Below are 12893 nucleotides of genomic sequence, written 5' to 3'. Positions count from 1 at the left end.
TAGAAAAGGTTTTCAATAGGAGGCAGAGCATGAAAATTATTGAGGTGAGAGATCAAGTGGAGGGCGGCAAGATTGCCTACGACTTGGTGCGCGATAAGATCGCGATGGGCGCTAAGGTATTGGGTTTAGCTACGGGTTCGTCTCCAATCGAGTTGTATCGTCAATTGGTGGCGAGCGATGTGGATTTTTCAGATTTGGTTTCAATTAACTTAGATGAGTATGTTGGATTGTCTGCAGACAATGACCAAAGTTACCGCTATTTCATGGAAGACAAACTCTTTAAAGCCAAACCTTTCAAGGCGAGCTATGTGCCAGATGGGTTAGCAGAGGATTTAGATGCAGCAGCCTTAGCCTATGACCGCTTAATTGCAGAACATCCGATTGATGTGCAGATTTTAGGAATCGGTCGTAATGGCCACATTGGTTTTAACGAGCCTGGAACGCCATTTACTCAGACGACCCATGTGGTTGATTTGCAAGCGTCGACCATTGAAGCCAATGCACGATTCTTTGAAGATGAAGCAGAGGTGCCACGTCAGGCAATCTCCATGGGTATTGCTTCCATCATGACGGCCAAGACCATTATTTTACTGGCCTATGGTGCTGAGAAGGCTGATGCGATTGCAGGTTTGATTTCGGGGCCAGTGACGGAAGAGTTGCCAGCTTCGATCCTTCAGCGCCATGAGGATGTGGTTATCATTGCTGATAGTGCAGCCCTTAGCCAGTACAAGAACAACTAAACAGAAAAAGGAGCAGTCTTCTCGGTTAGAAAAGAGCTCCTTTTTGATCGCTTAAAATGATGGAAGGAAACGAAGTCTTTTGGGATTCAGGACTTTTGAAGGGGTCATCAAGGGGTGAGAGCTCCCTTTTTTAGGGTGCTTTTGACGATCGCTATTTTGGAGCTCCAAGAGCCGTTTGCGCTTGATTTGCTTTAATCAAGCCATTTTCTGGCAACTTCCAGATCCCCAGGGTAGGTTTCGTCTCGTTGCCCCTGGACAATCTGGTAGGCATCCGCGCCTTTTCCAGCGATGATGACAGCATCATTTGCAGATTGGGTCTTGGAAAGGGCTTCTTTGATAGCTTCTTCACGATCAACGATGATATGATAAGGACGTTGTAAATGGTTGGCGATTTCTCGGCAAATCTCAGCAGGATCCTCAAAATTGGGATCATCTGCGGACAGGATGACCTCAATGTCAGGAAACCTGTTGAGCAGGTCTCCAAAATCCTTACGCCGGCTCTGCCCCTTATTGCCAGGTGCCCCAATGATTAGCACAAGCTTGCCTTTCTGGAAGGTTTGAACGACTTGGATCAGCTTTTCAAGGCTGTCTTTATTATGGGCGTAGTCTACAAAGACCTTGGCACCATTGGCCTGGGTCAGCACTTCCATCCGGCCTGGGACAGTAGTAGTCGCGATGCCTAAGCGGATATCTTCAGGACTAGCTCCTAGTCTGAGGCAGGCAAGTCCAGCAGCTAGCGCATTTTCTTGATTGAAATGTCCGATGAGTTGGCTGTCGTAGTGACCAGCTAATTTTCCGGTCACATCGAAGGAAAAAGCTTGGGCATTGCTGATGCGATTGTCTGAGTCATTCCCATAAAAATCGTGGGGACGATTGGCGACCTGTGCTTTCACCAGGGAGAAATGCTCCATCTGGCTATTGACAATCACTGCTCTGCTATGCTCCATCAGGAGGCGCTTATGGTAAAAGTAATCTTCAAAGGTCGGGTGTTCAATCGGTCCGATGTGATCAGGGCTGATATTCAGGAAGACACCGACATCAAAGGTCAGTCCGTAGACGCGTTTGACCAGATAGGCTTGACTGGAAACTTCCATGATGAGGTGAGTGCGGCCGTTGGCAAGGGCCTCTGCCATCATACGAAAGAGATCCAGACTTTCAGGGGTGGAAAGTTGGGATTTGAAGAAAGTCTCACCGTCTAAAGTTGTGTTCATTGTAGAGAGCAGGGCAGGCTTATGGCTTTGGCTCAGGATATTGTAGGCATAGTAAGCCGCAGTGGTTTTCCCCTTGGTTCCTGTAAAAGCTAGCAGCTTAAGCTTGTCTTGGGGATTGTCGTAGAAGGCCATCGCTAGGAGGCTCATTGCCTGTTTGACATCGTTAACCATGATGAGGGGAATCGCAACCTCATAGTCTTTTTCCGAGATATAAAAGCTTAATCCGCCCTTGATAGCTTGTTCCAAATAGGCCTTTTGAAAGTTCGCTCCTTTGACAAAAAAGAGCGTGTCTGGAGACACCTGACGGCTATCGTAGGAGATGGCAGAGAATGTCTGGTCTTCCCAATCAAAAGCGTATTGGTCTTCAAAGATAATCTGGCGGAAGTTATGGTCGTTTTTTAAAATCGAAAGGATATTTTTTAGATTTAACATACTCTTATTGTAAAACTAAAGTCAAAGTTTTACAAGTCCCAAAGAATGGTTTATAATGAGAAAGATAAAATGTCTGTCTAGAAAGTGTGGAATAGATCATGTCCAATCAAGCTGTGACCCAACAAGACCAGATGGTGAGAGGTACCCTTTGGCTGACGGTTGGCAATTTTGCTAGTCGCCTGATGGGGGCCTTGTATGTCATCCCTTGGCTCATCTGGATGGGGGAGCATAGCCATCAGGCGAATGCCCTTTTCAGTATGGGGTATACCATTTATGCAATCTTTTTGAACATGTCAACGGCTGGGATAAACGTTGCCGTGGCCAAGCAGATTGCTAAGTATAATTCAATGGGTAAACCTGACATGAGTTTTAAGCTTATCAGAGTCGCTTTAGCTTTTATGATGGGACTGGGACTCTTTTTTGGGGCTTTGATGTACCTAGGAGCACCACTTTTTGCAAGGCTGTCAGGGGTTGAGGTCGAGCTAGTGCCAGTTATGCGGAGTCTGTCCTGGGCGGTGTTGATTTTCCCTGCGATGAGTATTGTCAGAGGGATTTTCCAAGGTTTGAATGACATGAAGCCCTATGCCATGAGTCAGGTTGTCGAGCAGTTGATCCGTTTAATTTGGATGTTGCTTGTGACTTTCTTCATCATGCAGGTGGGATCAAGAGATTATGTCAAGGCGGTCACCCAGTCGACGTTTGCGGCTTTTATTGGAATGTTGGCTAGTGTAGTGGTGTTGCTCTACTATCTGTGGAAAGCAAAGTTAATGAAGCCGATTTTAGAAACAGCGGCTCCTTCAGAAGCCATTAACAGCAGAGCCATTTTGCTGGAGACGGTAAAAGAGGCAATCCCCTTTATTGTGACTGGCGCAGCGATTCAAATTTTTCAGCTGATTGACCAGTTTTCCTTTATCAATACCATGTCTCTGTTAACGGACAGGAGTCAGGCGGAGTTAGAGGTTCTCTTTTCCTATTTTTCAGCCAATCCCAATAAAATCTTTATGATTCTGATCTCGGTCGCGACAGCTATCGGTGGTGTAGGTATTCCCTTGTTGACGGAGAATGTAGTCAAAGGGGAGCGCCAGGCCTCAGCTAAATTGATTCTCAATAGCTTAACGATGCTGATAGTCTTCCTATTGCCAGCGGTCTTGGGCTCCATTCTTTTGGCCAAACCCCTCTACACAACCTTCTATGGTCTTCCTGATAGCATGGCCTTAAGTCTTTTTGTCTTGGCTATGTTAACGACTCTGATTTTAGGGGTCTACACAGTTCTTGCACCTATGCTTCAGGCTTTGTTTGAAAACCGCAATGCAGTCAAGTATTTCCTTTATGGGGCTCTTGTGAAATTGACGTTGCAATTGCCTCTCATTGTCATTTTTCATGCTTACGGTCCAATTCTAGCAACGGCAGCAGGATTGGCTATCCCAGTGGTTCTAATGGCTAGAAGAATAAAGGAAATTACAGGGTTTGACCAGGTCTTGTTTTTCAATCGGGGGCTTCTGATTATTCTTCAAACCTTAGCAATGGGCCTGGTTGTGCTAGTGCTTGAGCTCTTGCTCAATTGGTTGCTTCCTGTAACGAGCCGTTCTTCAAGTATGGTTCATCTTATCTTGGGAGGGACCATTGGAGGTGGTCTTTATGTGCTGATGAGTTTGGCAACCCGCTCGATTGATTTCGTGATTGGTAAACCCAAGGCAGATCGCCTACGCCATCGCTTAAAAATGAAGTGATAATACCCTTCTGGTTTGTTTAAAAATCAGAAGGGTTTTTGTGAACAGAAGGCCTTGTAATATTCCTATAGGTGATAGCTATAGCTAGCCATGGTCAATAACAATAAGGCAGGCTGTCCCCTTGCTTTTAAAAACGTGCTACAATAGAGGAAACGCAAATGCATTTGGAGGCAAAGAACGTGAGAGCATTAGAAACGATTTTGGCACAAGCAGGTATTAATAAGGATCCCAGAACGGGTGCCTTGGTCAGTCCGGTTCATTTTTCGACGACCTACCAACATCCAGAGTTTGGCCAGTCTACAGGATATGATTATATTAGAACCAAGAATCCGACCCGCTCGAACCTCGAAGAAACCTTGGCGGCTATTGAATATGCTAAGTATGCTCTGGTGACCAGTTCGGGCATGTCGGCGATTAGCTTGGCCTTTAGTTTATTTCCAATTGGAACTAAAATTTTGGCGGTACGTGATCTTTATGGAGGCTCTTTTCGTTGGTTCAATCAAGAGCAAGCGGCCGGGCGTTTTGACTTTACCTATGTAGAACGTGAAGAAGAGTTGTTAGCGGAGCTTAAACAGGGGGAGTATGATGTCGTCTATGTTGAAACACCAACGAATCCCCTGATGGTGGAGTACGATTTGCCAGCGATTATTCAAGCTTCGCATGCTAAAGGGGCTAAGGTCATCGTCGACAATACCTTTTACAGTCCTATTTATCAGAATCCGATTAAGGATGGGGCTGATTTGGTTCTACATTCAGCGACCAAGTACCTATCGGGCCATAACGATGTCTTAGCTGGTGTAGTGATTACGGATCAGACGGAGCTTTATGAGAAATTATTTTACAACCTCAATACGACAGGTGCTGTCTTATCACCGTTTGATAGCTATCTTTTGATGCGAGGATTGAAAACCTTAGCTTTGAGAATGGAGAGAGCAACAGAAAATGCTCAAAGCGTAGTGGCCTTTTTAAAGAGCCATCCACAGGTCAAGGAGGTACTCTATCCTGGAAAAGGGGGCATGGTTTCCTTTAAAATAGCTGATCCAAAGAAAATTCCAGACTTCCTCAATCACATCAAGGTCTTTACATTTGCAGAGAGTCTTGGTGGGGTAGAGAGCTTGGTGACGTATCCGACAACGCAGACCCATGCGGACATTCCAGCTGAAGTGAGAGAAAGCTACGGCTTAACCGATGACCTTCTGCGCTTGTCTATTGGGATTGAGCATGCAGATGACTTGATAGCGGATCTAAAAGCCGCCTTGGAGGTGTGTAATGGCCTATGATTTTTCGCAAACAACCGATCGTCTAAAGACACATGCTATCAAATGGCAGGAAGTGGCAAAGGATTCAGCCTACATTCCACTAGGGATTGCTGATATGGATTTCCCAATTGCTCCGGAGATCCAAGAAGCGCTGTTAGATTATGTAAAAACAGGCGACTACGGCTATGCTTACAGCAGTCAAACCATTTATCAGGCAGTGATTGATTGGGAAGCGGAGCATTTTTCAAATCCTGTTTTAGAAGAAGAAATCCTCTTCGTTTCAGGGGTAGTCCCTTCTATTTCTATTGCCCTGCAAGCTCTGACCCAGCCTGAGGATAGTGTCCTCATCAACACGCCTTACTATGGCCCGATTCCAAGGACTATCCAGCTATTGGAGCGGCAATTGGTGAAAAATGAGCTAGTTAAAGTTGAAGGACGCTATCAAATTGATTTTGAACGTCTGGAGAAACAGCTGACCGAGCAGGATGTCAAAGCCTATGTGCTCTGCAATCCCCAAAATCCAAGTGGCCGCGTCTGGACTAGAGAAGAATTAGAGCGGATTGGGAACTTATGTCTGAAACACGATGTCCTCTTGATTATCGACGAGATTCACCGCGACCTTACCCTCTATGGCAATCAGCACACCAGCTTTAATACCATAGACCCACGCTTTAAGGCTATTTCGATCGTTTTAAGTAGCGCTACTAAAACCTTTAATCTGGCTGCGACTAAAAATAGTATGGCCATTATCGCCAATCCGAAATTGCGCAAAGCTTTTATTGGCCAAAGACTGGCCAATAATCAACACGAAGTGCCAACTCTTGGTATGATTGCTACAGAAGCGGCTTTCACAAAAGGGAACCCGTGGCTGCAGGCATTGCGCAAACAGATTGAGCAGCATGCTGATTACGTGGCGGAACGCTTAGAAACAGCGACTCGGATTCAGGTCATGAAGCCAGAAGCGACTTATCTGATGTGGTTGGATTTCTCGGCTTATGGCTTAGATGATAAGGCCTTATATGCCAAATGGCATGACCAAGCCAAACTCCTTTTCAATGAAGGGACGGCCTTTGGCCAGGCAGGGCGTCAACACGCACGGATGAATTTGGCTCTTCCTTTTGAAAAAATCGTAGAGGCCTGTGATCGTTTGGTTGAAACGTTCAGAGACATTTAACCGTACACCAAAATAGAGAAACCTGTCAAAAATATCGTTTGATGAGCGATTTTTTGGCATTTTTTTGATATACTTTTATGAAGTAAAATAAAAGGAGGTCCACATGGGACATTTTCAAGTTATTTCACATCCACTCATTCAGCATAAGCTTTCTATCTTGAGACGCAAGGACACTTCGACCAAGGATTTTAGAGAGTTGGTCAATGAGATTGCCATGCTGATGGGCTATGAAGTCCTACGCGATTTACCAGTAGAAGACGTTGAGATTGAGACGCCTATCACAAAGACGGTTCAGAAACAAATCGCAGGCAAGAAATTGGCGATTGTCCCAATTTTGCGAGCAGGTATCGGGATGGTTGATGGGCTCTTGAGTTTGACACCGGCAGCTAAGGTTGGTCATATCGGTATGTACCGTGATGAGGAAACACTCCAGCCTGTTGAATACCTCGTTAAATTACCAGAAGATATTGACCAGCGAGTTGTTCTTTGTGTGGACCCTATGTTGGCGACAGGTGGTTCGGCTGTCCTAGCAGTAGATTCCCTCAAAAAACGTGGAGCGACTAGCATCAAGTTTGTCGGTCTCGTCGCAGCACCAGAAGGGGTAGAGATGCTCCAAAAAGCGCATCCAGACGTGGAAATCTATGTTGCAGCCCTCGATGAAAAACTCAATGAAAACGGCTATATTGTTCCAGGCCTTGGAGATGCGGGCGACAGATTGTTTGGGACTAAATAGGTCCAGTGGACCTATTTAGGTCCTTGCCTAGAAATGAAAGCGCAAGGAAGGTCCAGTGGACCTATTTAGGTCCTTGCCTAGAAATGAAAGCGCAAGGAAGGTCCAGTGGACCTATTTAGGTCCTTGCCTAGAAATGAAAGAGCGAGGAGGTCCAGTGGACCTATTTAGGTCCTTGCCCAGAAATGAAAGAGCGAGGAGGTCCAGTGGGCCTATTTAGCAGACTCCTGAAAATGAATTGCTGAGGGGAGAAATAGAAATCTCCTGGAAGAAAGAGGCGACATCTGTTGAACCCTTTCTTTTGAGCTAACCAGGCAAGAGTTTTTGTTTGACCTTTTTTGACCAAACTAGTATAATAGTCCCCATAATAGAATTGAAAATGAAGTGAGGGAAGTATATGATTCCAGTTGTTATTGAACAAACCAGTCGTGGTGAGCGCTCTTATGACATTTACTCACGGCTCTTGAAAGACCGTATCATTATGTTGACAGGGCCAGTTGAGGATAATATGGCGAATTCCGTCATTGCCCAGCTCCTCTTTTTGGATGCCCAAGATCCGACTAAGGATATTTACCTCTATGTCAATACGCCTGGTGGTTCTGTTTCAGCAGGACTTGCCATTGTGGACACCATGAACTTTATCAAGGCAGATGTGCAGACCATTGTCATGGGAACAGCGGCCAGCATGGGGACTATTATTGCTTCAAGCGGTGCCAAAGGCAAACGTTTCATGCTTCCAAATGCGGAGTACATGATTCACCAACCAATGGGTGGTACAGGTGGTGGAACCCAGCAGACAGACATGGCCATTGCTGCAGAACATTTGCTTAAGACACGTGACCGTTTGGAAAAAATCTTGGCGAAAAATTCAGGCAAAACGGTTAAGCAAATCCACAAGGATGCCGAGCGTGACTACTGGTTGACGGCTGAGGAAACCTTGGCTTATGGCTTTATTGATGCCATTATGGAAAAAACAGAGTTGAAGTAGGCTCGCTTTCACCAGCAATCGCTTCTTAAAGCTGACAAGTCTCTTGGTGAATAGGGAACCGGAATGCTCAAAAGGAGACCAATCTAAATGGTTAAAAAATCTGTCAAGTTTTCTTGATAGATTTTTTTGATTAAGAATGCTTACAATGACTCGATTGCCTTAAAGAATAAATAATGGTAGTATTAAGCAGACATGTTCCTAAGATTTGACGACTGTCGTACGATCTTTCTAATCGTTTCCCTTTAAAGGATAACTAGCTTGAGGCATTTGAGGAATAGGTTGTTAAAATTGTGTTGAAGGCTGAAAAAATCTTGTCAGACAATCTGGCGATATGGTATAATAAACTTTGAAAACGCTTAAAAAAAGAAAGGGATTCTTATGAAAAAGAGCATATATCTCATTAGTGCCTCAGTCTTGACAGCGGCGCTAATTCATGGCCAACCCATAACTCAAGCTCAGTTTGAAGTGCCTAGCTATGTTCAAGCGACAGAGCAAGAACGCCCAGTCACAGCGCTCTCGGATTTGCGGACGACTGGTGAGCAAGGACAAGTCTATACGGTATCAGGTAAGATTATCAGTGCTGTTAATGCTTGGGGAGGTAATGGTTTTTACATTCAGGATGCTTCTGGTGCTGGTCTTTACATCTATCCCAATAAGAACGCTCTCGGTTACAATGAGGGGGATTCTGTTCAATTAACAGGAACCCTGAGTCACTTTAATGGGGAACTGCAATTGATTTCCATTGCAGAACATCAATTGATTGCTCCGACTCATGAAACTGTTGCGACTGAGACGACGATTGGAGGACTCGTTCCTGAGTTGCAATCAACGCTAGTCAGTCTAAAAGGATTGACAGTAGGTGAGATTGCAACAGACCGCTTTAAAAACGCCACTTTTACTGTAACAGATCCAAATGGCCAAGAGTTAGCTGTGCGGTTGGATAGTCGTTCTGGGGTTAATGCTGAAACTCTGATGGGAAAAATTGGAGCAGGAGACAAGATCAATCTGACAGGGATTTTGTCAACTTATCAGGGCAATAATCAGCTCAAACCGTTTACATTAGACCAGTTTGAGGTGGTTGAAAAGGCAGGAAGCTCTGCTCTTGAACCAACAACGGAGAGCTTGAAAATCGGTCAAATTCAAGGCACCAGCCATGAGTCGGCCTATGCCAATAAATCGGTGACAGTCAAGGATGTTATCGTAACCTACATTGACACGAATAACCGATTCTTTGTTCAAGACTTAGTGCCAGATGGAGATATTCATACCTCTGATGGGATCAATGTCTATCTTCCCAAACATGGCGTAACAGTTGGAGATGTATTGACGATTACGGGAACGGTGGAAGAATACTTTGGTAGTGGTTACGCTGAAAAAGAAACGACGGATTTAACCATTACGCAAATTAAGGCCAACCAGATTGAAAAGACAGGCACTGCAGAAGTGCCAGCTCCAATTGTTCTTGGTGTTGATCGTCTGATTCCTGATGGAATCATTGATAATGATGGTTTGAGTAGCTTTGATCCTGAGGAAGATGCGATTGATTTTTGGGAATCCCTTGAAGGAATGTTGGTGGCTGTAGACGATGCTAAAATTTTAGGGCCATCTAAGTACAAGGAGCTCTATGTTCTTCCTGGTAACTCAACGGCACAACTCAACGGTTCGCATGGGATTTCCTTAAGAGCTGATAAGGAAAATACCGGAATTGTTCCTGTGCTGCTGAAGAAAGATTTTGTAGCTAAGGCAGGAGATTCCTTTACTGGACGACTAGCTGGGCCAGTTTCTTATAGTTACAGCAATTATAAGGTTCTTGTCAACAATGACACCTTGCCAACCTTTAATGATGGCGGTCTTTTGCCTGAAAAGACGGCTCTAGTCAAAGCTGAGAATAAGCTCAGTATCGCGTCTTACAATATTGAGAACTTCACAGCTGACCCTGCACAAACTTCAGAAACAAAGGTGAATCGCATTGCAAGATCCTTTGTGGAGGATTTGAATGGGCCAGATATTATCGGACTCATTGAGGTGCAGGATAATAATGGGGCTACAGATGACGGCGTCGTTGATGCTAATCAAAGTGCTGCTCGCTTGATTGCAGCTATCGAAGCGCTCGGAGGCCCTCAGTATACTTATGTGGATATTGCACCTGAAAATAACGCTGATGGTGGTCAGCCAGGTGGGAACATTCGGGTAGGATTTTTGTATAACAAAGCGCGTGTCCAATTATCAGAAAAACCAATTGGTGGGCCCAATGAAGCCGTTAACTGGGCAGATGGTAGCTTGATGCACAGTGTCGGTCGCATTGCCCCAACGGACCCTAGTTTTGCAGGTGTCCGTAAATCCTTAGCGGCAGAATTTCTCTTTAAAGGTGAAAAAGTGGTGGTTGTCGCCAATCACCTATCCTCAAAACGGGGCGACAACGGCTTGTATGGCCGTGTGCAACCACCAGTATTGGGCTCAGAGGTTGCTCGGCATCAGCAAGCTCAAGTCCTTAACCAATTTGCAAAAGCTGGGATCGCTCAAAACCCTAATGCCAATATTGTGATGTTAGGTGATTTTAATGACTTTGAGTTCCGTAGAACTCTTCAATTGATTGAGGGGGATGTCCTGTCCAACTTGGTCAGCCGTCACGATGAAGCGGATCGGTTCTCCTATTTTTATCAAGGGAATAATCAGTCTCTAGACCACATTCTGATTAGCAATAATCTCTTGGAACGAGCTGAGTTTGATATGATTCATGTAAATTCGCCTTTTATGGAGGAACATGGCAGAGCTTCAGATCATGATCCTTTGCTCCTGCAACTGCAATTGGAACCAAAAGAACAGACTAAGCCTCAGGAACCCACACCAACGACACAAAATCCTGTAACCACTGAAACACAAACCTCAGTGACTGAGCCTGCGACAACACAGACCCCTCCAACAAGTCAATCAACCCCTCAAACGTCTGTAACCACTAGAAGGCCAAATGACCAATCAGTTGGCACGCCAACTACACCAACGACAGGTCAGCAACCTGGGGGTAAGAACCAAAACACCTCAGCTAGCTCTCGTCAAGAAAAGGCAACAGATGCCAAAGAGCAAGAAGCCCTTCAAGAAACCCGTAACCGTGGTAGCAAACGAGTCCTACCAAGAACGGGCACTACTGAGAACAAGGGAATAATGATTGGTCTGCTGTTATTGGGAAGTTTGTTGTCAATAAGGGAGTTGCCTCGCAAAAAATGAGAGTGATCTGCCATCGGTGAGTGTCAGAGTAGGATGAGTCCATAACTTACCGATGCTTAGCTCAAACAGCAGAAGGATAGCTGTTTGAACTCTCGGATGCTCGCTACAATTGTGAAAGCTACTTGATTAGTCTAGTAGGTCAAACGGCTTCGCTACCAGAACGGTTCCCTTGTTAAGCTATTTGCTTTGGAGATACTGAGCAGTGGTTTCGTTGGTCCTAGTGTGTCGAGCGAACGGGCAAGGATAAGTTTAACTATGGCACAGTAGGACCAGAATGGTATCTAGTTGCTTGATCTTAAGGGATTGAGCTTCAGAAAATGAAGGCTCTGGGACCTTGGTTCACGTTTTTTGAGGAGACCCTTCACTTGCCCTGCCAAGCACTAGCAGAAATAAATAAAAAAGAACAAGCAGTCCGCTGTGGCTGCTTGTTTTGATAGATGGGAAAATCATGTACACTAAAACATTTTCAACCAACACTTGGCTAGCCATCAATCTGGATAGCTTATCCGATATCACTAGCCTCGAAGATCGACTGGCCATTGATGAGGAATTAGCAGCCTACATCACCGACGAAAACGAGATGGCGCGTCTGGAGTATGATAAAGACCAAGGGCGTCTGGTCTTGATTTACAATGTCATTCACCAAGAAAAAGAGGATAACAGCTATGACAGCAGTCCTATAACCTTTATCCTCAAGCCAAACCGCGTGACCACTTTGGTAACGAATAAAACGGCTTATTTGCTTGAGAGACTCAATCAGATGATGACCAAGTACCGACCTGAAACCGTCTACGATTTTCTCTTTTGGAGTTTGGTCGTCATTTCTAAAGACTATGTCAAAATTCTCGATCGCCTTGACAAGGAATTGACCCAAACCAATCATCTTATCCGCCAAAGGACGACCAAAGACCGGCTTTTGGCACTCTCTGATATCGAAATGAGCATGATTTACATTCGCTCCGATAGCAAGCAAAATCTCTTGGTCTTAGAGCAACTAACGGCGCACGGTCTAATCCGTCAGCTCAGCGATGAGGAACGGGAAAAGCTGGACGATGCCTTGATTGAGGCGCGACAGATTTTGGAAATGGCAGAGCTCAATACCCAGACCATGGGGCAGCTCTCGTCTACCTATAACAACGTCCTCAACAACCAGCTAAACGACACCATGAAGATTTTGACAGTCCTGTCGATTTTACTAGCGACTCCAGACATTATCACGGGTTTTTTCGGCATCAATGTGCCACTGCCTGATTTCTTGGTCAACAGCAAACTAGGCTGGCTAATGGTTATCGGGATAATCGTTTTAGTCTTTCTAGTCGTCTATCGGATGGTGAGAAGTATTTTAAAAGAAAAATAAGGCAATTGCGTTGATGTATGAGAGGTGGTGGTCCTGGCATAGGACAT

At 45.1% G+C, this 12893-nt stretch carries 9 protein-coding genes; 8 read left to right on the top strand and 1 reads right to left on the bottom strand.

The features are described 5' to 3' along the window. Positions 1-29 precede the first annotated feature (29 nt). Positions 30-740, top strand: coding sequence for a glucosamine-6-phosphate deaminase (locus HF992_RS00785; RefSeq protein WP_168548165.1), 711 nt, complete (start codon positions 30-32; stop codon positions 738-740). A gap of 191 nt (positions 741-931) precedes the next feature. Here the strand turns inward: HF992_RS00785 and HF992_RS00780 are convergent, their stop codons facing one another. Then, positions 932-2383, bottom strand: coding sequence for a UDP-N-acetylmuramoyl-L-alanyl-D-glutamate--L-lysine ligase (locus HF992_RS00780; RefSeq protein ID WP_168548164.1), 1452 nt, complete (start codon positions 2381-2383; stop codon positions 932-934). A gap of 98 nt (positions 2384-2481) precedes the next feature. Here HF992_RS00780 and HF992_RS00775 point away from each other — a divergent pair, with 98 nt between their 5' ends. From HF992_RS00775 to HF992_RS00745, 7 genes are all read left to right on the top strand, one after another. Then, positions 2482-4113, top strand: coding sequence for a putative polysaccharide biosynthesis protein (locus HF992_RS00775; protein ID WP_168548163.1), 1632 nt, complete (start codon positions 2482-2484; stop codon positions 4111-4113). 179 nt (positions 4114-4292) lie between these two features. After that, the gene (locus HF992_RS00770; protein ID WP_425505543.1) at positions 4293-5393 is read left to right on the top strand and encodes a cystathionine gamma-synthase; all 1101 of its coding nucleotides are present in this window, start codon (positions 4293-4295) and stop codon (positions 5391-5393) included. Further along, positions 5383-6546 carry a MalY/PatB family protein gene (locus HF992_RS00765; RefSeq protein WP_168548161.1) on the top strand — a complete coding sequence of 388 codons (1164 nt, stop codon included), beginning with the start codon at positions 5383-5385 and terminating at the stop codon, positions 6544-6546. Before HF992_RS00770 ends, HF992_RS00765 begins: the two co-directional genes overlap by 11 nt. Positions 6547-6649: 103 nt before the next feature. Then, positions 6650-7279: a uracil phosphoribosyltransferase gene (upp, locus tag HF992_RS00760; RefSeq protein ID WP_168548160.1), complete on the top strand. Its 630-nt coding sequence runs from the start codon at positions 6650-6652 to the stop codon at positions 7277-7279. A gap of 394 nt (positions 7280-7673) precedes the next feature. Then, positions 7674-8264 carry an ATP-dependent Clp protease proteolytic subunit gene (locus HF992_RS00755; protein WP_168548159.1) on the top strand — a complete coding sequence of 197 codons (591 nt, stop codon included), beginning with the start codon at positions 7674-7676 and terminating at the stop codon, positions 8262-8264. Positions 8265-8642: 378 nt separating this feature from the next. Continuing rightward, on the top strand, positions 8643-11489 hold the full coding sequence (locus tag HF992_RS00750) for an endonuclease/exonuclease/phosphatase family protein (RefSeq protein WP_168548158.1): 2847 nt from the start codon (positions 8643-8645) through the stop codon (positions 11487-11489). A 448-nt stretch (positions 11490-11937) separates the two neighbouring features. Next, the gene (locus HF992_RS00745) at positions 11938-12846 is read left to right on the top strand and encodes a magnesium transporter CorA family protein (RefSeq protein WP_168548157.1); all 909 of its coding nucleotides are present in this window, start codon (positions 11938-11940) and stop codon (positions 12844-12846) included. Positions 12847-12893 lie beyond the last annotated feature (47 nt).

This window comes from Streptococcus ovuberis (genome assembly GCF_012396585.1).
GTDB lineage: Bacteria > Bacillota > Bacilli > Lactobacillales > Streptococcaceae > Streptococcus > Streptococcus ovuberis.
This window is presented reverse-complemented; position numbering and strand designations above follow the sequence as displayed.